Source organism: Paraburkholderia tagetis, from assembly GCF_022213065.1.
Classification (GTDB): Bacteria; Pseudomonadota; Gammaproteobacteria; order Burkholderiales; family Burkholderiaceae; genus Paraburkholderia; species Paraburkholderia tagetis.
Map to the genome: position 1 here is coordinate 333369 of NZ_JAKLJA010000002.1, position 23122 is coordinate 356490.

Here is a 23122-nt window from a genome sequence, read left to right on the forward strand (position 1 = left end):
CGCGGCTTATCGGCTTCCCGATCTCGCCGCGTCCCGACACGCGTTGCGCCTCATGCACGGCGCAGCGCGATTGCAGCTTGCCACGGCGCCTGCGCCGCGTCGAGCAGATCCGCGAAACACGGCCCGTCGAGCAGGCCGGCGCAAACGCGCAGCGTCGCCGCGACCGCGTCCGATCCTTCGCTCCACCATATGCTCGCGCCTGCCGCCGCGTGTGTGGCAAGGCACTCGCCCAGCGCAACGCCAGGGTTTTCGCCCTCCTGCACGCAAGCGTAACGCCACGGCGCATCACCTTCCCGCTCGAATTCCCCCACTCCATCCAGCGCACGTACCTGTTCGTCGAAACGTTCGAGGTCGAACGACGGTGCAAGCGTCGAAAGCGCGAGTTCGACCGCCGCATCGAACCATGCCTGCGCGCCGCGCAGCCAGTTCGCGAGCGACGCAGGCGCCATCGGCCGCGCGAGCGTGAACGGGAAATAGCGCCCCACGCGGTCCACGCCCGGCATCAGCACGCCCGCCCAAGCCTCATCGCCGCATAGCGTCCCGCCCAGCGCGAAACACCATACCGGCGCGTTCAAATAGAGCGGCAGCCACTGCGCGCCGTAGCGCGAGCGCGCCTCCAGCATGCCCGCCTGGACGCTGCGGTCCCACGGCTCGATAAACACCGCTGGCAAGCGCCGCGCGACAAAGTCGCCGTGCGTGCGCACCTTGCCGAAGAATCCCGTCTCGCTCATAGACGATCAGGACACCGGAACTGATCGATCATGCCGCGCCGGAACGGATTCGTCACGCTGCTCGCATCTAGCTCCAGTTGGACGTGCCGGCCATCCGAGACGAAATCGATCTTGAAGCGGTCGGGCTGGCCCATCTGCTGCAATTGTGCTTTATCCATCAGATGCAGAAGCGCCCACGGACCGTCGGCGCGCGGTGCGTCGCCAGCGCCGGGCGGCGCGAATTCCACGTGCGCCTGCCCCGTGCCCTTGCCGCTCGGCCACTGGAAGCCCATGCCCTCGTTCGCGCCCGGCTTGACGACCCATTGCTGGCCGTCCACGTCGAGCGTGAATTGCGTGATCGACGGATCGATCGCGATCGGCTTCACCGTGAAGCGCACCGACACATCGCGTCCGCCCGCGCGGAACAGCGCATCGCGAATCTGCGCGGCGCGCTGGAACTGCACCAGCACATCCGCAGGAATGCCAGGCGATTCCGTGCCCGGCCTCCAGCGCCACACCGGCCCCGACATATCGACGAAGTTCTGCAGATTCTTCTGGAAGAAGTCGTCTATCAAGCCGCCCGGCGCGAGCAGGCGGCCGAAGTCGTCGGGCGCGGCATCGCGTGTGGAGCTACGCACCAGCGGGTAGCGCCCATCGAGCGCCTGCTTGCACAACTGCCCGACGTTCGCGAGCCACAGCGCATTCAGACGCGCGCGCTCGCCGCCCGCCATGAGCGCTGTCGCGCCGGCCGCCACGTCGTTGGCGACTGCCGCGAGCGGCGCGGGCGCGCCCTGCGAGGCGAGCTTGAGCTTGGCGATGGCGTCGCCGGGCGGCGGCGCCAGGCCCTGGCGGCGCGCGGCATCGGCGGCCTGGAGGTAGGTGGCCGCGTCCTTGAGCGCCGCGAGTTGTGTGTCGAGCGGCGACGGTCCTTGCGCCCCTTGCGCCCCCGGCTTGCCCACGAGGTCGTGCAGTGCCTGAAAATGCGCATCGACCGGATTGACCTGCGCGGGCGCGCCGTTCGCGTTGTCTTCGGGGGCACTGCCGAGCGCGCTCTCCAGCTTCTTCTTCATCGCCTCGATCTTGCCGTTGATGAGCGCCCCCGCCTGCGCGCCGATCGATCCGCCACGGTTGAGATTGCCGAGCGTGGTCTCCTGGGCCGCCGCCGCCACCATCACCGCGCGCAGCGGCGAATCGGTGTTGCCGAGCGCATAGGCCACGCGCGCGCCCTTGTCCACGCCATCGAACGCAATCACGTCGATATCGCCGAGCAGCGCATCCCATTGACGGATGTATTCATCGTAGTAGAGCTGGGTCATTGCGGTCTTGAGGTCGTTGGCCGCCTGGGGCGTGAGCACCTGCTCCTCGCGCCCGAGCACCCAGTTGTCGCGCGCCACGTCGAGCACCGCCGTATCGCGCAACGTGAGGAACTTCGCATAGCCCGTGCGCGTAAACGCGCCGGGCACGCCGCGCGTGAGCGGCGCGCCACTCTTGCGCACCAGCACGAGCGCGGCGTTCTGGCCGCCCACGCTGGCCACGCTGAAATCGGGCAGACGCTGGGCGTCGAGATCGCGCCGCACGCTGTCGAACATGCGTCGCGCGAGCGGCATCTTCGCAAGGTTCGTGCGCGCCTGCTCAATCAGGTTCTTGTCGAGCGGCAGCGAGGGATCGAAAAACGCGGGCTCGAACAGCGCCGCAAGATGACCGTCGATGTCGTTGCGCTGGGCGTCGCTCGCATCGCGCAACGGGCCGCGCTGCCAGTCGATATCGGCCCACAGGCGCACCGCGTCGGCGTCGTAGTGCGATGGGTCGCCGAGCATCAGGTAGGCGCGCAGCACTTCGTACTGGAACTCGCCGTTGTTCGCATCGCCGCGCCGCAACTCTTCTTCCATGCGCCGCACCACGAGCGGCAGCAGCGTTTGGCCCAGCAGCCGGCGGTAGCTCGCCTGCGCTTCGAGCCCGAGCTTGTCGCCCTGGTAGAGCCCGAGCCGCGAGAGCCACGGCGCGCTCGCGTTGCGTTGCGCGTAGCCGCCCGGCAAGTCGCGCGCGGCGTTCAGGAGCGGCAGCAGCGCGAGCGGATTGTCGGTGGGCGGCGTGGCCTGCGCGAGTTGCTTGAGCGCCTGAACCTGTTGCGCCGCGTGCGCCACATAGGCTTCGTTGCGTTGATAGCTGATGAAGAACGCACCGAGCGCGAGCAGCGTGACGAGCGCGATCGCGCCAAGCGCAATGCGCTGGAGCCACGCACGCCGCCGCTCCAGCCTGCGGTTGGTGCCCGCGATCCCGGCCTCGTGAAAGATCACATCGCGTAGCAGCCGCGTGATGAAATACGCGCGGCCCGCCGATGCATCGGGCAACAAGACCTGCTGCTGGAGGCCCAGCGCCGCCGCCACGGCGCTCATGACCCGGTCGATCGGGCGCCCTTCCTGCGTGCCGCTCGTGAAATAGACGCCGCGCAACAGCACCGGCTTCTCGTAGCGCGACGCACTGAACGCATCGTTGAGGAAGGCCTGCAATACGCCTTCGAGCCCCGCGAACTGCTGCGGGAAACCGTAAACCAGCGCGCGCCGGCGCGTGTCCGTCTCCTGCTGCATGCGGTGCAGCACGCGCGCCTGCAAGCGCTGCGCCAGCGCTTCGAACTGCGCGGGGAATTGTGCTGAGATCTGCGCTGAGATCTGTGCAGACGCATCGTTCGGATTGCCTGGTTTTTCCGGGCTGCTGCCATCGTCGAATGCGAACGTCATGCCCCAGACCTGCTCGCGTTCGTCGCGGCCGAGGTCGTCGAAGAACTCGGCGAAGCCGGCCAGCAAATCGCATTTCGTCACCAGCACATAGACCGGGAAGCGCGTACCGAGCCGCTCATCGAGTTCCTTCAGGCGCTCGTGCACAGCCGAGGCTTGCAGCGCGCGCTGCGTGTCCGAGAGTTGCAGCAGGTCCTGCGCCGATACCGCCACGATCACGCCATTGAGCGGACGGCGCGGACGGTACTTGCGCAGCAGTTGCAGGAAGCCGCCCCATGCGGCCTGATCGGCGGCGGCGAAGCTGTCCTGGGTGGTGAAGCGGCCCGCCGTGTCGAGCAGCACTGCGTCGTCGGTGAACCACCAGTCGCAGTTGCGCGTGCCGCCCACGCCGCCCACGGCCTGATCGCCCAGTTGCGTCGAGAGCGGGAATTTCAGGCCCGAATGCGTGAGCGTCGTGGTCTTGCCGGTGCCAGGCGCGCCCACGAACATGTACCACGGCAGTTGATACACATACTGGCTGCCGAAGCGCCCTTTCACACGCGACTTGCGCAGAATGGCCATGGCCTCTTCGAAGCGCTTGCGCAGCGCGTTCACGTCGGCGTCCGATTGCTCCTTGCCGGGCGCCGCTTGCTCCGCGCCCTCGGCCACTACGCGCGTGAACTTCACGTTGGCGAGGCGCACGCGCAGCCAGCGCACGAACCAATAGAGCGCCCACAGCAGGAAGAGGATCGCGATCACGATCCAGCGGCTCGCGCTCGATTCGAGCGGCGCGCTGCCCGCCCACGCGAACAGCGGCCCTTCGATCCAGACGATCAGCGCAAGCGCGAGCACGCCCAGAAACGAGAGCACGATCTTGCGTCGCACCCAGTCCAGCAGTTTTTTGATCATGGCGTGGCTCCCGGTGCGAGCACGGCAATGTCCACGCGGCGGTTACGCGCGCGGTTGGCCGCGGAGTCGTTCGGCGCGATGGGCTCGGTGTCGCCGCGCCCTTCGGCGGTGAAGCGCGCGGGCGTGCCGGTGCGGGCGGCCAGCAGGCTCTTCACGGTCTCCGCGCGGGCCTGCGAGAGATGCCAGTTCGACGGGAAGCGCGCGGAAATGAGGCGCTGATTGTCGGTGTGGCCCGTGACCACGACGTTGCCGCGCACGTCCTTCAAGGCGTCGCCGATGCGCTCAACGATGGGCAGATACGTGGACGTCAGCTCCGCACTACCCGAGGCGAAGAGGCCATCGCCATTCACCTCGACGACCGTGCGGTCGGGTTGCTCGGTCACACGCACGAGGCCCTGCGCGATCTCGGGCGCGAGGAACTTCGAGAGCTTCGGCGCAGGCTTGGGCGCGGCCTCCATCTTCGCGACCATCACTGGCGGCGGCGCGACGCGGATCGCGTGCAGCGCCTGAAACACGCCATCCGAAGCGTCGTTGAGCCGGAAGCTCAGCACCAGATGCGCGACCACCAGCACGACGCAGGCCACGGCCGCCGCCACCCACAGCGGCACCAGTTGCAACAGCGGCTTGCGCTCGGCGTTCACGGGCTGCCATTGCGGCGAAAGCTCGCGCTCGATGGCGCCGCGCTGGCCACGGATCATCTGTTCGAGCCGTTCGCGCACGGCGTCGAGCTGCGTGCGCCCGCCGTCGATGAGGCGATAGCGTCCTTCGAATCCCAGGCCGAGTATCACGTACATCAGTTCGAGCACGTCGACGTTGGCGCCGGGGTTCTGTGCGAGGCGCTGGAGAATCAGGAAGAAGCGCTCGCCGCCCGAGGCCTCGTTATGGAAGGTCACGAGCAGGCTGCGGCTCGCCCATGCGCCCGCGCCCCAAGGCGTGCTGGAAATCGCCTCGTCGAGGAAGGTGCAGAGGCAGTAGCGCGAGGCGCCCAGCTTTTCGTCGTCGTAGCCGCTCGCGCGCCCCTGCGTCTCGAACGCGCGCATCATCTGGATAAGTTGTGTGCGCAACTGTTCCAGGTCGGGGTGCGTGGGTAGCTCCCGCAGCGGCAGCGCGAGGTCGATGAGCGGATTGGCCGCGCGCAGCAGCGGATTCAGACCGCCCGCGCCGGCCGGAATCGGCGCGACGCTCGCAGCTGCCGCCACGAACGGCGCGCGCGTGCCGCCCGGCGTCGGGATCAGGATCGTGGCGCCGGGGTCGGCGCTCATGCGTGGGTCTTCGGGTGACACGGTGCACGTCCTCCTCAATCGATGGCGCGCCTGCGCAAAGGTGTCGATGCCTTTAGCGGCGGATCGCCCAGAACTCCATCGCGAGGCCGGGGAATTCGCCCGCGACGTGCAATGCCATACCCGCCGAGGCCGCGAACTGCTTCCACAGTTCATTGCCGCGATCGAGCTCGAAGTATGTGAATCCCGCATGGAACGGCAATTGGCGCGGCGCCACGGGCAGCGCGCGCAAGCCGATACCGGGCAGTTGCAGATTCACGAGATCGCGGATGCGCTCGATCGGCCCGATCTTCACTTGCGGCGCGAAGCCGGTGAGGATGGCTTCGGCGGGCATCTGCGCGCGCACCGCGAGCACGAAGGTGGCCGAGGCGAACAGGTTCTTGTCGGGCACCAGTGCAACGCGCAGGCCGAACTTGCGCTCTTCCAGCGGAATCGGCACCGCATGCGGGTCCATGACCATGCTGAGCGCCGCGCGCAAATCGTCGATCACGGGCGCGAAGGTCTCGCGCAAACGGTCGTGACGATAGACGGGGTACGCATTGGGGCGCTTGTTCTTCTGGCTGAATGTGGCCAGTTCGCCCGCGAGTTGCACCACCATGCGATAGAGCGACTCGGGATGCAAAGCCGTCATCGTGGCGAAATGCGCCGCAAGCGGCTCCGCGCGGTTGATGAGTTCGAGCAGCAGGAAGTCGGAGACTTCGGCCACGCCCGTCACGCCGGGCTGCACGAGGCGCGCGGCCAACGCCTCGCCGCGCTGGTGCAAGAGACCCACGAGGTCGTCGGCGAAGGCGCGCAGGCGCGGCGCCACGCGGTACTCCAGACACGACGGGCTGTAGTCGGCTTCGAGCACGACGCGATTGTCGGGCTGCCGCTCGATCACGCGCGCGACGCCAAGCGTGGCGTAGGCGTTCGCCACGTCGGGCTCCAGCGCGAGGCGCACGCGCAGCTTGCCGATCTCCACCAGTGCCGCGCTCGCGTTCGGATCGTTGCTGTCCGCCACTTCGGCTTCCGCGCGGCGATGGCGCGCGAAATTTTCTTCGCTATCCTCATTGCCTGTTTCCGGCACGCCGGGCCGGCGCACCGGCAAGGCGAGCGTGACGAGCATGCCGCGCGTGCCCTCGGGGATGTCGAGCGGCTCGGGCAGATCGTCGTCGGCGGGCAGGTTGAAGGCCGTGCCGTCGGGGAAGACACCCGAGCATGCAAGCAGCGCGAGCTTGCCGAGCTTGAGCAGTTGCTCGTCGATCTCGAGCGACGCGAAGCCCCACGCATAGGGCCGCAAGCCGCCCGCGCGCGTCTCTAGCTGCGCCTGCAAATAGCGGTCATGCTGCTGCAAATGATGCGGCTGCAGAAACATGCCTTCCGACCAGATGACTTTGCTGTTCCAGGACACGTTGTTCTCGTCGTCGTGTGTTCGTCGTATGTATGAAAGGTGGCTGCTTGCGCCGATTTACGCGCGCTTCAGGCGGGCCCCGTTTTCGGTTCGGGCGGTTTGGGCGGTTCACCCTCGCCCGCCGTTCGTCCCGCCGTGCGGTCCGCTGCGCGCTCCGCTTCGCGGGCGCGTTGCAGGGCGTCCACCTGCGCCTCGTAAGCGTCGTTGAATGCCTTGCCGAAGAGCTTCTGGAAGTCGTCCTCCGCTTCGCGCGCGATGCCGGCGCGCAACTCCACGAAACGGTCCCAGAGCTTCGCCTTGCGGTTCGAGAGCACGCGGTCGAGCACGCCCTGCTCGCTCAACTGCGCTTCGAGCGTGGCCGGATCGAAGCGCGCGAGCACCTGCGCAAGCGCCGCGCGCATGCCCACGAGCACGGCCAGTTCGTGCGATTCGATATCGACGAACGCGCGCGCGACCGCTTCGTCCGGCGGCAGGTAGCCTTGCGCGCGGCCGGTGAGCATTTGCGCGAGCGCGCTGTCCACATCGGGGAAAAATTTGAGCGGGTTGTTGTCGCGCGCGACGATGAGCGTGGTGTCGAGCCGCGCCTCGCGCTTGGTCATCGAGCGCGCACGCAACACCGCCATGGTCCCGCGCAGCGCGTCGCGCAGCATCGCGCCGGCGAGCCGCGCGAGATCCGCAGCGGGCAGGTTCGGCGCGCGCCCAGGTTCGAGGCCCAGGCCTTCGAGCAGCGCCGCGAGCACGGCTTCGTTTTGCGCGGAGGCGGATGCGGGTGTGGGCGTGCCGTCTGCCTGCGCTGGTGATGGCGCGGGTGCCGGCGTGAAGTCCTGCGCGGCGGCGGGCGCAGCGGGTTGCTGCGGCGGCATCGGGTCTTCAGCCTCCGCCTGTTCGGCAAGCGATAGTTCAGGCTGTGGCTGTGGCTGTGGCTGCGGCGCATGTGACGCGGGCGCAAAGATTTGCGTCACGGAGGGCAGCATCTGGTGCGGCTGCGCTTGTGGTACGGCAGCAGGCTGTGAAGGCGGCGCGAAGACGGGCGGCGCGGAAGGCGTGGCCGGAGCAAAGAGATCGTCGAAGGGCGACGCGCCATGCGGTGCCGCGTCGCCAAGCAGACTCGCGGGCAGGCCCGTCGGCCCTCCCGCGCCAAGGCCGAGCGGATCGGCAACGCCAGGCATGGCGCCAAAAGTTTGCGACGACGCCGGCATCGGCGGCTGCACGAGCGGCGGCGCTGGCGTCATTTCCGGCGTCATCGCTGGCGTCATGACAGGCACCACATGCGGGGAAAAAGCGCCGGGCGTCGCTACGCCGGGCGTCGCAACACCAGGCGTCGACACCCCTGCATGCCCCGCCGCGCCGCCCGACTCCCACTGCGCGAGCGCAGCGGCGCCCGGCGCACCAACGCCCGGCGCATCGGCCAACGGATCGTAATCAGCCGGAATACCGCCCCCGGCAGAAAAAGCCGCAGCCGGCACGGCGGGCGCAAGCGAAGGCGGCGTGAGCGCCTGCCACTCGGGCGAGATGTGATCGCTCTCCGAACCGGCATAGCCGGGCCGCGCCACAACGCGCTCACCTGCTCCCAGACACGCCTCACCAAGCGCATCGAGCCCGCCCGAACCACCCAGGCCACCCACCCCAGCCGCATTGCCGAATCCGCCCGGCGCGAACGGGTTCTCGGGCAACGCCGCATCGTCGGCCTGCGGTGCGCCACGCAACACCTGCACGCCCGCGAGCGGATCGTGCCCGAAGGGTTTCGCCTCGTCCTGTGCGGCGGCCTCGGCCAGCGCCACCTCCAGCAAATACGCGCCGATCATCACCTGATCGCCGTGCGCGAGCCGCGCCTCGCGCGTGCCGCCCAGCGCGCGCTGGTTCAGCACGCTCGGGTTGGCGCCGAGATCGCATAGCAGATACTCGCCGCCCCGGCACTCCACGCGCGCATGCACGCGCGAGATCGCGCGCTGCTGGTCGGGCAGCACGAGCGTACAGGTGGTCGCGCGGCCGATCGTGCCGCCGTCCGGGCCGAAGCGCACCGCGATCGGTTCGGCGAGCGGCTCGTCGTTGTACTTCGCCACGCGCAGCGTGAGGATCGGATTGGTCAGTTGCATCGCATTACCCTGTTCTCCCCGTCGTTTCATCAGGATTGCAGATCACCTGATGAAACCTCAAGACTCGACTTTCTTCGTGCCATCGTCAGCGTCCGTGGGGTCGGTGGGCGCCGTGGGCGACGCGCCCTCGCCCGACCCCGCCGATCCGCCCGAATTCAGCAGGATCGGCGTGCCCGACACTGCAACCGAGCTCGGCCCGATCACCACGAACGCGCCGCCCGCCTTCAAGGTGATGCTCATGCCGGCCTCGATCACCACGTTCATGCCCGCCTTGATATGAATGTTCTGGCCCGCGTCGATGGCGTAGTTCGTCCCCACCTTCTCCTGAAGCTTCTCGCCGACGGTGAGCGAGGCCGTGCCGTCCACCTTGGCGTTCTGCGCACCCGTTACGTGGTCGTGCCGCTCGCCGCTCACCTTCACATACTCGTTCGCCTTGACCGTCAGGTGACGGTCGTTGCCGACGTTCATCAGCGCGTCGTTGATCACCCAGGTCTCATGGTCCTTCTGCGCATGAAAGAACAACTGCTCGGCGCCGGCCTTGTCGATGAAGCGCACCTCGTTATTACCCGACGCATTGGGCGTGGAGTTGCTCTTGATCGTGGCGACGGCCGAATTCGCGGGCAGCTTGTACGGCGGCATCAGGCTCGCGTTGTAGACGCTGCCCGTGACGAGCGGATGGTCGGGGTCGCCTTCGATGAATTCGACGATCACCTCCTGCCCCACGCGCGGCAGGAAGAACATGCCCCAGGTCTTGCCCGCCCAGCCCTGCGATACGCGCGCCCAGCAGCGGTCCGTGACCGTGCTGCTTTCGTTTTCGTAAAGCTGCTCCCAGTGGAACTGCACCTTGATGCGGCCGTAATCGTCGGTGAAGATTTCCGAGCCACTGTCGCCCACCACCACCGCCGTCTGCAAACCGCCCACCACCGCGCGCGGCGTCAGCCGCTCGGCGCGGAACTGGTTGTCCTTGCGCAGCGCCGTGAATGCACAGTCGAAGAACGGCAGCTGGCTCTGCCCCGGTGCCGCGCGGTTGGATACGCGGTTGGACACATAGGCATCCGAATTGACTTCATAGACCGCGCTCACGACCAGATACCCATCGTTCCAGCCATCCACGGGATGATCGCTCATTTGCAGCAACCCGCCCGGCCAGATGCCGCGCATCGTGGAGCGGCCTTCGATGCTGTCGTTGCGTGCCTGGCGGATCTCCACGCCCACGCGCGCGTAGCGGTCGCCGTCGGCGGGCGCGGTATGGCCGCTGAGATGCTCCTGCATCGTGTAGCTCGGCGCGTCGTAAGTCTGCGTGCGCGTGGCGCGCGAGCGCAGGCCGCCTTGCAGGCTCGACGAGGGCTTTTCGAAGTCGTAGTCGTTCGTCTCGTAGTGGCCCGTCTGCAACTCGCCGCCCGCAAACCACTCGTAGACGCATTCCATGTCCTCGCGTGCAGCCGCATCGCGGTCGCGGTACGGCATGCTGCGATAGTTCGGGATGGGGCCGTGCACGTCGCCCGCATCGGCCAGCACCATGGTCTGGCGGCCGCGCGCGTGCTCGAAATAGTAGTAGATGCCCTCGTGCTCCATGAGCCGGCTCACGAAGTCGAAATCGGTCTCGCGGTATTGCGCGCAATGCTCGCGCTTCGGATAGGTTGCCGTGCAGCGGTTCGTCACGTCCACGTTGTAGTCGTTGAGCACGCTCATCACGATCTCGGGCACCGTCTTCTCGTAGAAGAAGCGGCAATGCGAGCCGCGCGTGAGCAGCCACAGGCGCGGGCGCACGACGGCCTGGTAGCCGGCCATGCTGCCGTACTGCTGATTGCCCGGCGAGATCATGCGGAACACCGTGACGATGCCGTTGAACTGGCGCTCGCCGCCCGCGGGCAGCGCGAGCGCGATCGACAGATCCTGGCCGAGCACCTGCGCGGGCGTGACCGTGTTCTGCTCGCACAGCAGGTCCACGCGGTACTCGCTCAGGCGGCCCAGTTCGTCGCTGCCGGTCATGCGCAGGAACAGCAGGTTCGCGTCGGTCCCCTTGCAATTCACTGCCACGTTGCGGTTCGTATCTTGCGAGGTCATCTCAAGGAATCAGTCAGGGAATCATCGTTTTGACGGTGGCCGGGTTGACGATCGACACCACGCCGCCCCAGTTGCACATGCACTTCGAGACGTTGTCGAGCGACGGCTGGTTGCCGAGCAGCACGGTCGGCGCGCCGGGCGCCCAGGGCGAGAAGGTCGCGGGAATGCACGGCATGGGCGTGAGCACGCCGAGCGCCGCCGAGGTGGCCGCGGCCACCTGTGGATTGGCCAGCGACGAGCACACGCCGAACGGCATGATGTTGACCATCGGAATGTGGTCCATGATGTTCGCGGCGGGCGGGCCTTCGCCCATCACCTGATTGACGGGCAGCACCACGAGGCTCGACGGCGCGGCGCCGAACGAGCATTGCAGCGTGGCCCCCATGCTGACCTGTTGAGGCATGGTCGTTCTCCCAGGGCCGGTTCAGTCGAACGTATAAACAAACTCGCCGTCGCGCGCGCCCACCTGCACCTTCGCCACGCCGCCGCCGTTCATCATGCGCGTGAGGAACTCGGTGGAGACGCGCGGCAGCAAGGTGTTGGTCAGGATCGCGTCGATCATGCGCCCGCCGCTCTCCAGTTCCGTGCAGCGGCTCGCGATGAGCTTGACCACGTCGTCGTCGTAGAGGAACGGCACCTTGTGCGAGAGGCGCAGCCGCTTTTCGATGCGCGAAAGTTGCAGGCGGATGATCGCGCCCAACATCTCGTCGGAGAGCGGGTAATACGGAATCGTCACCACGCGCCCGAGCAGCGCGGGCGGGAACACCTTGAGCAGGGGCTCGCGCAGCGCCTTCGCGATGCCCTCTGGATCGGGCATCAGTTCGGGATCCTTGCAAAGATTCGTAATGAGGTCGGTGCCCGCGTTGGTCGTGAGCAGGATGAGCGTGTTCTTGAAGTCGATCACGCGGCCCTCGCCGTCCTCCATCCAGCCCTTGTCGAACACCTGGAAGAAGATCTCGTGCACATCGGGGTGCGCCTTCTCCACCTCGTCGAGCAGCACCACGCTATAGGGGCGGCGGCGCACGGCCTCGGTGAGCACGCCGCCCTCGCCGTAACCCACGTAGCCCGGAGGCGCGCCCTTGAGCGAGGACACCGTATGCGCCTCCTGATACTCGCTCATGTTGATGGTGATGACGTTCTGCTCGCCGCCGTAGAGCACTTCGGCGAGCGCGAGCGCCGTCTCGGTCTTGCCCACGCCCGAGGTGCCCGCGAGCATGAACACGCCAATCGGCTTGTTCGGATTGTCGAGGCCCGCGCGCGACGTCTGGATGCGCCGCGCGATCATCTCGGTGGCGTGGCCCTGGCCGATGATGCGCCGGTTCAGATTCTCGGCGAGCTTGAGCACGTTCTCGATCTCGTTGCGCACCATGCGGCCCACGGGAATGCCGGTCCAGTCCTGCACGACCGAGGCCACGGCCTGGCGGTCGACGGTGGGCAGGATCAGCGGCTCCTCGCCCTGGTGGCTCGCAAGCTCCGCCTGCAAGTCGCGCAACTCGGCGCGCAGCGCTTCGGGATCGAACGCTGGCGCGCTGTTCGCGCTGTTCGCGCTGTTCGCGCCATTCGTACCTTTCGTACCATTCGCGCGCGCTTCATCGGCGCCATTCGCAGTGCCTGACGCAGCCACGCCAGCGGCATTCGCGCCGCCCTCGACCTTGCCCGTTCGCTCGCGAAGTTGCGCGCGCAACGAAAGAATCCGCCGAACCAGCCCCTTCTCCGTCTCCCAGCGCGCTTCGAGTTGCGCAAGGCGCTCGCGTTCCACGGCGAGCTTTTCGCTGGCCGACGCTTCGCGCTCGCGCGTCTCGATGCCCACCGCCGTTTCGCGGCCGATGATCTCCAGCTCCGTTTCGAGCGCGGCGATGCGCTTGCGCGCGTCGTCCACCGAGGGCGGCGTGGCATGCTGGCTCACGGCCACGCGCGCGCATGCCGTATCGAGCAGGCTCACCGATTTATCGGGCAACTGGCGCGCGGGAATGTAGCGGTGCGAGAGCCGCACGGCGGCCTCCAGCGCCTCGTCGAGCACCTGCACCTTGTGGTGCTGCTCCATCGTGGAAGCCACGCCGCGCATCATGCGGATGGCCTTCTCTTCGTCCGGCTCGCCCACCTGCACCACCTGGAAGCGCCGCGTGAGCGCGGGGTCCTTCTCGATGTGCTTCTTGTACTCGGCCCAGGTCGTGGCCGCGACGGTGCGCAGCGTGCCGCGCGCGAGCGCGGGCTTGAGCAGATTGGCGGCGTCGCCGGTGCCGGCCGCGCCGCCCGCGCCCACCAGCGTATGGGCTTCGTCGATGAAAAGAATCACGGGCTTTTCCGAGGCCTGCACCTCTTCGATCACCTGGCGCAGCCGGTTCTCGAATTCACCCTTCATGCTCGCACCGGCCTGCAAGAGGCCCACGTCGAGCGCGCGCAGTTCCACGTCGCGCAGCGAGGGCGGCACGTCGCCCGCGACGATGCGCTGCGCGAAGCCCTCCACCACCGCCGTCTTGCCCACGCCGGCTTCGCCCGTGAGGATGGGGTTGTTCTGGCGCCGCCGCATGAGGATGTCCACCACCTGGCGGATTTCCTCGTCGCGGCCCACGATGGGGTCGAGCTTGCCGCTGCGCGCCTGCTCGGTGAGATCGGTGGTGAAGCGGCGCAACGCCTCCTGCTTGCCCATGGCCGCGGGCGGCATGCCTGCGGCGTCGCTCTCGCCGCCCGCGCCCGCGTTTGCATTGAAACCGTCGCTCGCGCCCATCGCCGCTTCGGGCGAATCGCGCAGCAAGCGGTCGAACTCCTCGCACAGCGCGTCTAGCTTGATCTGCTCGAACTGCCGCGAGATGCCATAGAGCGTGTTGCGCAGCGACGGAGTCTTCAGGAGTCCGACAATCAGATGGCCGGTACGCACTTGCGACTCACCGAACATCAGCGAGCCGAACACCCAGCCGCGCTCGACGGCTTCCTCCACCTGGGAGGAAATGTCCGTGACCGACGAAGCGCCGCGCGGCAGACGGTCGAGCGCGGCGGTGAGATCGCCGGCGAGCCGCGCCGGGTCGATCCCGTAGTGACGCACGAGCCGGTGCAGGTCCGAGTCCTGCAATTGCAGGATCTGATGGAACCAGTGCACGAGTTCGATATAGGGGTTGCCGCGCAGGCGGCAAAACATGTTCGCGCTTTCGAGCGCACGAAAGCCTAGCTGGTTGAGCTTGCCAAAGAGCGCTGCACGCTTGATCTCGGCCATGTCTTCATTCTCCCGGGTGAATGTCGAGCGCCGCTTGCTCTGTCGCTCGTTGCGCGTTTTCTCGTTCCTGCCTGCGTGTTCCTGCATCGGCGCCTTCGCCGGCGTCTGCATGGGTGCCTGCTTCTGCCCCAGCCTCTGCCCCTGCTTGTGCCCCTGCTTGTGCCCCAGCCTGCGCTCCTTCATGCTCCGCGCCGTGCCGCGTGCGCAAAGCGGCCCCGCTCGCGGGATTGAGCTTCAACTGACGCTGATCGCCGTTAGCCGCGCCGCTCAACACCCAGCTCGTGAGCCCGAGCCGCGCATGCCGGCCGAGCTTCAGGCGCGGCACGTCGGCCTCGCGCAGTTGCAGGTTCACGTCCCAGTCGAGGCCATCGCGCACGTAGTTGCGCACCCAGTCGGCGAGCCGCTCGAGACTCTCGCCGCCAGGCAGGAAGCGTTCGTAATCGTCCATGGAAAGCGGGCCGATCACGATGCGAAACTTGTGCTGGCAGTCCCACACGCGCGCACCGAGCAGCGTGGAAACGCCCAGCGCCGAGGAGCCGTCGCGCAGGCCCATGCGCGTGCGCGTCTCGGCGGGCAGCGGCATCCAGTGGCCCACCCACTGCTCGATCGACACGGGCAGCCGGAAAAAGCGCGCGAGGATCAGCGCGAGTCCCGCAGCCGGGCGCGTGCGCGCACCGAGCAGCCCCGCGAAATGCAGCTTCGCGAAATCGGGCACGGCGTCGCGCTCGCGCAGCGCGGGCTCGCCCATGCCGAACGTCGCGCCCACGTACATCGCGAAGCGGTCGCGCCCCGGCCGCTCCAGGCTCACCGCAGGCTGCGCGTTGGCCCACGCCCGGTAGAAGAGGCTCGTCATGCGATGCTGGAACAGGTCCAGAAAGCGCGCGAACGTGGGGTCGTCCGCATTGCGCTCGCGGTCGCGGATATATTCGGTCAGATGCGTGGGCAGCGCGCCATGCGGCCCGAGCAGGCCGAAGAAGTTCACGGCGAGGCGCGGCGCCATGCTCCCCTCACCATGACCGTGCTGCGAGAATCCGGCCAGCGTGGTGGGATGGAACACGAGTTCGGGCCGCTGCGTGAAGCGCACGGCATCGTCGCGCGGGCGCAGCGACTCGCCCACGCGCGGCCGCTCGGGCCACGCGTTTTCGATCAGGCGCACCGCCTGAAAAAAATCGAAGCGGTACGCCTCGTCTTCGAGCAGCCGCAGCACGGTCAGAGCGTCACGCATTGTCCCGCCCTCGCTGGCCAGCGCATGATCTCGCCGCGCGCCGTGGTGCGCACCACGGTCTCGGTGAACGAATTCATCGAGACGTACAGTGAAAAATACCGCGCCAGCACCGCCCCCAGCACGAACGCCCCCGAGCCTTCGAAGGCCGTCTCGTCGAACGTCACGCTCACCTGCTGGCCGCGCCCGAACACGATCGGCCCCGGCACCGGCAGCCGTCGCGTGACGGGCTTCGCCTCGACCGAGCGCACGCCCTCTATCTGGCGCTGCGCGGCCGGATCGTCGACGGGGCAATAGAGGCTCAGCAGATCGCGCAACGCTCGCGCGCCCGTGGACGCATCCGTGTCGAGCAGCGATTCGTAGTTCAACGAAAGATGGCTCAAGAGCCGCCATGCCACCGCGCCGTGCGCGAACGACGGCAGCGGCTGGCTCGGCCCGCTCACGCAGCGCACGCTCTCCACGGGTGCTTCCACGCCCAGCGTGAAATCCGACGCGCCGGTGCCCGTGGAAAGCGTGAGCGGCAAGTCGCGGTTGGTGCAGAGCACCTTGAGGCCGAGTTGCCGCAGATCCGCGCGATACGGCGCGTTGGCCGCATCGACGAGCGCGATGAAGGTTTCGCTGCCCAGGTAGCTCGTGCGCTGGCCGCGCTCGCGCGCGCGCGAGGACTGCAGCCGCCGCTCGCGGCGCACCTGGTAGTACGCGCTCGCCTGCTCGCCCGCCGAGAGATCGCGCGCATGATAGAACGGCTCGAAGCGCTGCTCGTCGTTCGAGCCCGCGCCATGACCCGTGACTTCCTCGATGCGGTAGATCTCGAAGTCGAGCGGGCGTGTGCGGTCCGCCATCACCTGATATTCGAACTGCGTGGGATCGAACGCGATGCGGTCGGCGCGGCGCGCAAACAGATTGATCGCCGGTGTGCAGTGCAGCGCGAAATGGCTCGCATCGAGCGTCTGTTCGAGCAGCGCGTCTGCGCGATCGAGCAGCACGATCACTTCCACTTCGTTTTCGGCGCATGCGCGCAGCGCGCCCTGCAAGCCGTCGATGGCAACAAACAGAAAGCGCTGGGCAAACGCGAAGTACTCCTGCAACAGGCGAAAGCCCTGAAACGACTGGCCGCTCACGGGCAGAAGCGCGTCCTCGTCGTCGAAGCCGACCGGCTTGACCGCGCTCTTCGGCAAGAGCCGGTGCCACGTCGCGGGCCGCGCGACCGGCAGCACCGCCACGCCCACCGCAGAGGCGAGCAGGCGCTCGTAAAGCCGCGCGGGCAGCGAATCCGCGCCGCGCAAATAGAGCGTGAGCGTATCGAGCGCGAGCTGACTGAATTTCACGCCGCCCGTGGTGCGCAGACGCAGGCGCACGCCGGCCTTCACGCCGGGCGGCAGCGCCATGTCCGCGCCGCCCAGCGCGCCGGTATGCGTGAAGAACTTCGCCTCCGCGATCTCCACGGGCCAGAGCGTGAGCGCGTGCGCCGTGCGGTATTCGCAGCGCGTCGAGCCGCTCTTGTCGAGCACGGCGTGCAGCGCGCTGCCGCGCGGCACGCTCACGCCGGCCGCGAGCGCCGGATGCGCGAGATCGGGCTGCATGCGCACCACCGCCATGGATGGCGTGGGCGCGAGGTAATGCGGATAGACCAGCTCCGTGAGGTGCTGCGTGAAGCGCGGAAACTCGGCGTCGATTTTCAACTGCACGCGCGCCGCGAGAAAACTGAAGCCTTCGAGCAGGCGCTCGACATAGGGATCGGCGCAATCGAGCCCTTCGAGGCCGAGGCGTGCTGCCACCTTCGGAAACTCGCGCGCGAATTCGCTGCCAATCTCGCGCAAATGCGCGAGCTCCTGGTTGTAATAGCGGATCAGGTCGGGATTCATCGTCCCGCGCCCTGGTCGATCACGCGCACCTCGCCGCCTTCGAGATCGAGTTCGGTGCGAAAGTAGAGCCGCTCCGGATACGGATGGGCCCACAGGTCCCCTTCGATCGTGAACGCGACCGTGTTGTGCTGCCCCGTCGTCTCCTCTTGCAACACCGCCGTCACCTTCACGGTATCGCGCAGGATGCGCGGCTCGAACGCCACAATCACATCGCGTATCTGCCGCTCGAGGCGCGCGAGGTTCATGCCCGATGCCGTCTTGCCCGCCATATCGGGGAAGCCGTAGTTGAGCACCGAGCGCTCGACGAGCGGCCATGCCGAGAGGTCCTGCACGCTGCCCAGACCGCTGGCATTGAGCAGCCACGCGAGATCGCGCTGCACGGCCATGCGCAGCGCGCGCATCGACAGCACGCGGCGCTCGCGGCTCTCGACCTTGGCGCCGGGCTCGAAATCGGTGAGGCGGTCGAGCAGCGCGGGCTGCAACCGGTCGCGGCCCGTCGGCTCAGTCATGGTCTTGCGCACGCTCTGGCGTCACTTCGCCCGTGCACGCCACTGCATCGAGCACGAGCGTGCGCACGTCGAAGAGCGCGTAGTCGTTCTCGTCGGTCGTGAACATGCGCTGCCCGAGCGGGCGCGCCTCGTCGAATTCGCCGGCCCCCGCTTCGATCCCCCCTTCCACCCATTCAGTCGCGCGCGCGAGCGCCAGCGCGTTATCGGTTCTGCCTCTGGCTGCGTCGGCGGCATTGGCGGCCAGCGTGCCGGGATAGCGCACCGGAATGAGCCCCGCCGCCTGGCCCTCGTTGGCCCACGTGAACACGGCCGGCATCCACACGCGATCGCGCAGATCGCCCGGCGCCTCGAGTTCGATGCGGTGGATGCGCTCGAACGGCACCCAGTAATAGCGGCCATTGAGGATCACTTCGAGCGTGGGGCCCAGACGCGCGTCGGCGTCGGCAAGCCACGCGAACGGCTCGTTGTTGAGCGTGCCCGCCGTGGGACGCGCCGTCTCCAGCGCATTGGCGCGACATGCGGCGGCCGCCTTGAAGTCGCCCGCGCCATCGAGGCGCAGCGCTTCGATCAGGAGTGCGAGCCATGCGGTCGGCTCGCCGAAGATGAGCGGCGCGCGCCGCCCCGCGAATACGTCCTCGCGCAGCGCCTCGCATTGGAGCGCGTCGCGATAGAGCTGCACCATCGGCAGCGCGGCGGCGTCGAGGTCTCCCACCACGTTGAGCTGCGTGAGCGCGCGCTCCCACGCGCCCTGCACGGCCAGCAACTGAAACAGGAACACGCGATATGACGCGTTGGCCGGATCGTTGCGCACCTGGTTCTGCAACTGCTTCAGGCACGCGTCGAGGTCGCCGGCGCGCAAACTCTCTTCTGCGGTCATTGTGATTTGCTCCGTCAAGCCAGACTACGGGCGTCGATCATGTCGAACATCGGCTTGAACCTGCCGGGCGGCATGCACGCTCCCCCGCGCGCACGCCGCCGCTGACTGCTTACTCCGCGACGTTCTTCGCGATGTCCCACTTGGTCTCGACCACGCCGCCTTCCTTCTCGCCCGTGGCGCTTTGCGGCTGATACTCCACGTGGTACTTCTCGAAGTTGAGCGTGACATTCTCCGTGAACCGGTCCTCGCCGCCCGAGCCGCCTTCGCTGATCGACGAAATCAGCACCTTCGTGAAGGTAATCTTGAAGTACTCGAGCGGATTCTTGCCGCCGGCCTTGCGCACCGTGAGAACCGCGGTCGGGTAATGGCTGCCGTTCGCGCATGCGCCCATCAGCACCGGCGTGGCCTTGTCGAGATACTTCGTGAACGACAGATCCTGCACGTTCACCTTGCCCGCGCCGCCGCCCGTGCCCAGGTGCATCGTGCCGCTCTGCGACAGGCCCCAGCTCCATGCCAGCACATCGATGTCTTCCTTGTGCGTATTGTCCTGCGACTCGCCCTTCACGTCGCCGATCTTGATGAAAATATCAACGGCCATGTCTGTTCTCCACTTAGAAGGTTCGCGTCAGTTCGCGTGGATGCGCGCCGGTACGCGTGGGTTTGCATGAGCTCACGTTACGCCGCCTTTGCGGACGGCAACTTGGACACCAGCCGCAACGAAACCGTCAGGCCCTCGAGCTGGTAATGCGGACGCAGGAAGAACTTGGACGTGTAATAGCCCGGATTGCCCTCGACTTCCTCGATCACGACTTCGGCTGCGGCAAGCGGGCGGCGCGACTTCGTCTCCTCGCTCGAATGCGCGGGGTCGCCGTCCACGTATTGCAAAATCCAGTTCTGCAGCCAGCGCTGCATGTCGTCTTTCTCCTTGAAGCTGCCAATCTTGTCGCGCACGATGCACTTGAGGTAATGCGCGAAGCGGCTGCACGCGAACAGATACGGCAGGCGCGCGGCGAGATTCGCGTTCGCGGTGGCGTCGGGGTCTTCGTATTCGGCGGGCTTGTGCAGCGATTGCGCGCCAATGAACGCCGCGAAGTCGGAGTTCTTCTTGTGCACGAGCGGCATGAAACCGTTCTTCGCGAGTTCGGCCTCGCGGCGGTCGCTGATGGCGATCTCGGTCGGGCACTTCATGTCCACGCCGCCGTCGTCGGTGGGGAACGAATGCACCGGCAGGTTCTCGACCGCGCCGCCCGATTCGATGCCGCGAATGCGCGAGCACCAGCCGTATTGCTTGAACGAGCGGTTGATGTTGGTGGCCATGGCATAGGCCGCGTTGGCCCACGCGTACTTCTTGCTGTCCGCGCCCGCGGTGTCTTCTTCGAAGGCGAACTCGTCGACCGGGTTGGTCTTCGCGCCATACGGCGCGCGCGCAAGAAAGCGCGGCATGGCAAGGCCGATATAGCGCGAGTCTTCCGATTCGCGCAGCGAGCGCCAGGCAGCGTGCTCGGGCGTCTGGAAGATTTTCGTGAGGTCGCGCGGATTGGCCAGCTCCTGCCACGAGTCCATCAGCATGACCGATGGATCGGCGCCCGTGATGAAGGGCGCGTGCGAGGCGGCTGCAATCTTGGCAACCTGCGTGAGCAGGTCGACGTCGGGGCCGCTGTTGTCGAAGTAATAGTCGGCCACCAGCGCGCCGTAAGGCTCGCCGCCGAACTGGCCGTACTCTTCTTCATAGAGTTTCTTGAAGAACGGGCTCTGGTCCCACGCCGTGCCCTTGTACTTCTTGAGCGTCTTGTGCAGATCGCTCTTCGAGATATTCATGACGCGAATCTTGAGCGTCTCGTCGGTCTCGGTGTTGTTCACCAGATAGTGCAAACCGCGCCACGCGCTCTCCACCTTCTGGAACGCCTCGGTATGGATGATCAGATTCACCTGGTCGGTGAGCTTCTGGTCGATCTGCGCGATCAGCGACTCGATGGTCGCGAGCACGTCGCCCGACACCACGTTGGTATCGCGCAACGCCTGCTCGGCCAGCGTGCGCACGGCCGTCTCGACGGCCTCCTTCGCCTTGTCGCTGCGCGGCTTGAATTCCTTTTCCAGCAGGCTCGCGAACTCGCTGGCTTCGAGTGCTTCGCCGCCCTGCCGGGCTTCCTGCTGCTGGGTGCTGGGTTCGGCCATGTCAGACTCCCCCTCGATGGATGACTAACTAGATGGTTAACGGACGAACGGACGAACGGACGAACGGACGAACGGACGAACGGACGAACGGACGAACGGACGAACGGACGAACGGACGAACGGACGAACGGACGAACGGACGAACGGACGAACGGACGAACGGATGAACGGACGAACGAATGGACGAACGCGCCCGGTCATTCCTGCGGCTTCGGCGCGGACGCCAGCGCCTGCAACAGCGCCGGATCGCTCAACAGTTTCTGGATCAGATCTTCGGCGCCCGTCTTGCCGTCCATATAGGTCAAGAGGTTCTGCAACTGACCGCGCGCCTCCAGCAGCTTCGCGAGCGAATCCACCTTGCGCGCGACGGCGGCCGGCGAGAAGTCGTCCATGCTTTCGAAGGTCATCTCCACCGCGAGATTGCCCTCGCCCGTGAGCATGTTGGGCACCTGCACGGCCACGCGCGGCTTCATCGATTTCAGGCGCTCGTCGAAATTGTCGACGTCGATCTCGAGAAACTTGCGGTCGGCCACCGGTGCGAGCGGCTCGGCGGGCTGCCCGGACAGATCGGCCATGACGCCCATCACGAACGGCAAGTTCACCTTCTTCTCCGAGCCGTACACCTCTACGTCGTACTCGATCTGCACGCGCGGCGCCCGGTTGCGCGCGATGAACTTCTGGCTGCTTTCTTTAGCCACGGCCTTTCCCCTCGTCGATGCCGCGGCGGCGCGGTGCGCCGTGTGGCGGCGTTGCTGAACCATGCCAGGGCCCGCTCACGCCAGGGCCTGTTCACGCTAATAACAAGCCTTCATTCCTCGTTCTGGACGCCGCCGATGTTGCGCGCCTGCGCGAGCCCATCGGGCGCGAGGTCCTCCAGAATCTCCATGAAACTCTTGTCGACGAGGCGGCGCGCCCGCTTGAGCAGCATGGGCACCGGACTCCCCGGCTCATACGTTTCGTAGTACTTGCACAGGCGGTCGAGCGTGCGCAGCACATCCTCGCGGGTGGCGATCTCGTCCGGCGGCCGCGCGGGCGCGGCAGGCGTTGTCGCGGCGCCTTCTGCTGCATTTGCTGCTGCATTTGCTGCTGCATTTTCTGCTGCATGTCCCGCCGCCTCGTCCGCTACCGGCGACGGCGCGGGCTCGTCGGCCACACGCTCGCCCAGAAACGCCGCGGCGTGGCGCAAGAGCCGCGTGAGCGGATCCAGATCGATTGCGCGCGCCGCGCCCACATTGCTCATGAGCACCGTCTCGATGCGCATCGCGGCTTGCACCGTGTGCCGCAAAGCGGCGAGCGACTCCCGCGCACTCTGTCCGGCATCGCCGATCGCGAGGTCGATCGAACTGAGCGAGGGCGCGCTCACGCCGGCCGGCACCGCAATCTCGCCAGTCGCGTATTCGACGTCGCGCAACGTCACCTCGCCGTGCGCCCGCGAAATGGCGAGCGGCGCTTCGCGCACTTCAGTGAGCGTGGTGGCGGCGTCGACGAGACCCGCGAGCGCGTTCACGCGCGCGGTGGGGTCGTTATCGTCGTCGGGATCGAGTTGCGGATAGAGATGCGCCCAACGCTGCTCGAGCAGGCAGGCGATCAGGTCGAGGCCTTCGCTAAAACCGCCGAAGCCAGCGCGGTTGAGCAGCGCGCGCGCGAGATGCGCGGCCACGCGCAAATCGCGGCTTTTCTCGAACAGGGAAAGCGCGAGCCCTTGCGCCTCTTTCCAGTCGGGCGGCACGGCTTCGACCACGGTATTGCCATACTGCGCGTCGGGCTTGCCGTGCACGACGCGCTCGAGCTCGAGGAACGCCGGGTCGTATTCGACGTCTTCCCCGCAGGGCAGCTCGGACGAAAGCTCCGCGAGCAGCGCCCCGGCATCTAGCATGGCCATGGTCCGTGATCCGTGTGGAATCGGTTATGTTCTGGGTATTGCCCAGGCAAGCGCATTAAAGCGGATAGCCGTTTTCGTGGTGTGAAGTCTGAGCCCCTCTTTCTGATAATTCCTTGCTCAGCCGAACCCAATTCGTCAGCACGGGCGGTCTCGCGGCTTAACGATCCGCTAACAGAATAGCACGACGACTGCAAAATAAAAGCGTACCGCAGTGC

The 23122-nt window shown here is 67.0% G+C and carries 16 protein-coding genes; all 16 read right to left on the minus strand.

What is annotated here, in order from left to right; translation table 11 throughout:
- Nucleotides 1-50: 50 nt before the first annotated feature.
- Nucleotides 51-731, minus strand: coding sequence for a type VI secretion system-associated protein TagF (gene tagF, locus L5014_RS04490; protein ID WP_238462365.1), 681 nt, complete (start codon nt 729-731; stop codon nt 51-53).
- On the minus strand, nt 728-4333 hold the full coding sequence (gene tssM / locus L5014_RS04495; RefSeq protein WP_238462366.1) for a type VI secretion system membrane subunit TssM: 3606 nt from the start codon (nt 4331-4333) through the stop codon (nt 728-730). Before tssM ends, tagF begins: the two co-directional genes overlap by 4 nt.
- Nucleotides 4330-5595 carry a DotU family type VI secretion system protein gene (locus L5014_RS04500; protein ID WP_238462367.1) on the minus strand — a complete coding sequence of 422 codons (1266 nt, stop codon included), beginning with the start codon at nt 5593-5595 and terminating at the stop codon, nt 4330-4332. Before L5014_RS04500 ends, tssM begins: the two co-directional genes overlap by 4 nt.
- Before the next feature lie 73 nt (nt 5596-5668).
- A complete protein-coding gene (tssK, locus tag L5014_RS04505) occupies nt 5669-7003 on the minus strand; it encodes a type VI secretion system baseplate subunit TssK (RefSeq protein ID WP_238462368.1) in 1335 nt (444 codons plus the stop codon).
- Between the two features lie 68 nt (nt 7004-7071).
- The gene (gene tagH, locus L5014_RS04510; protein WP_238462369.1) at nt 7072-9099 is read right to left on the minus strand and encodes a type VI secretion system-associated FHA domain protein TagH; all 2028 of its coding nucleotides are present in this window, start codon (nt 9097-9099) and stop codon (nt 7072-7074) included.
- Between the two features lie 57 nt (nt 9100-9156).
- Nucleotides 9157-11166 carry a type VI secretion system Vgr family protein gene (locus tag L5014_RS04515; protein ID WP_238462370.1) on the minus strand — a complete coding sequence of 670 codons (2010 nt, stop codon included), beginning with the start codon at nt 11164-11166 and terminating at the stop codon, nt 9157-9159.
- 13 nt (nt 11167-11179) lie between these two features.
- Nucleotides 11180-11569, minus strand: a complete 390-nt coding sequence (locus L5014_RS04520) for a DUF4280 domain-containing protein (RefSeq protein WP_238462371.1) — start codon at nt 11567-11569, stop codon at nt 11180-11182.
- A 21-nt stretch (nt 11570-11590) separates the two neighbouring features.
- A complete protein-coding gene (tssH, locus tag L5014_RS04525; protein WP_238462372.1) occupies nt 11591-14377 on the minus strand; it encodes a type VI secretion system ATPase TssH in 2787 nt (928 codons plus the stop codon).
- Between the two features lie 4 nt (nt 14378-14381).
- Nucleotides 14382-15602 carry a type VI secretion system baseplate subunit TssG gene (gene tssG / locus L5014_RS04530; protein ID WP_238462373.1) on the minus strand — a complete coding sequence of 407 codons (1221 nt, stop codon included), beginning with the start codon at nt 15600-15602 and terminating at the stop codon, nt 14382-14384.
- A complete protein-coding gene (tssF, locus tag L5014_RS04535; protein WP_238462374.1) occupies nt 15587-17464 on the minus strand; it encodes a type VI secretion system baseplate subunit TssF in 1878 nt (625 codons plus the stop codon). The genes tssG and tssF overlap by 16 nt, the downstream gene beginning before the upstream one ends.
- Nucleotides 17461-17973 (minus strand): type VI secretion system baseplate subunit TssE, encoded by a 513-nt coding sequence (gene tssE, locus L5014_RS04540; protein ID WP_238462375.1) that lies wholly within the window; start codon nt 17971-17973, stop codon nt 17461-17463. Before tssE ends, tssF begins: the two co-directional genes overlap by 4 nt.
- Nucleotides 17966-18850 (minus strand): type VI secretion system accessory protein TagJ, encoded by an 885-nt coding sequence (locus L5014_RS04545; RefSeq protein WP_238462376.1) that lies wholly within the window; start codon nt 18848-18850, stop codon nt 17966-17968. Before L5014_RS04545 ends, tssE begins: the two co-directional genes overlap by 8 nt.
- Before the next feature lie 109 nt (nt 18851-18959).
- Nucleotides 18960-19448: an Hcp family type VI secretion system effector gene (locus L5014_RS04550; protein ID WP_238462377.1), complete on the minus strand. Its 489-nt coding sequence runs from the start codon at nt 19446-19448 to the stop codon at nt 18960-18962.
- Nucleotides 19449-19525: 77 nt separating this feature from the next.
- Nucleotides 19526-21025 (minus strand): type VI secretion system contractile sheath large subunit, encoded by a 1500-nt coding sequence (tssC, locus tag L5014_RS04555; protein WP_238462378.1) that lies wholly within the window; start codon nt 21023-21025, stop codon nt 19526-19528.
- Between the two features lie 197 nt (nt 21026-21222).
- Nucleotides 21223-21723, minus strand: coding sequence for a type VI secretion system contractile sheath small subunit (tssB, locus tag L5014_RS04560; RefSeq protein ID WP_238462379.1), 501 nt, complete (start codon nt 21721-21723; stop codon nt 21223-21225).
- 110 nt (nt 21724-21833) lie between these two features.
- Nucleotides 21834-22907 carry a type VI secretion system protein TssA gene (gene tssA / locus L5014_RS04565; RefSeq protein WP_238462380.1) on the minus strand — a complete coding sequence of 358 codons (1074 nt, stop codon included), beginning with the start codon at nt 22905-22907 and terminating at the stop codon, nt 21834-21836.
- Between the last annotated feature and the right edge of the window lie 215 nt (nt 22908-23122).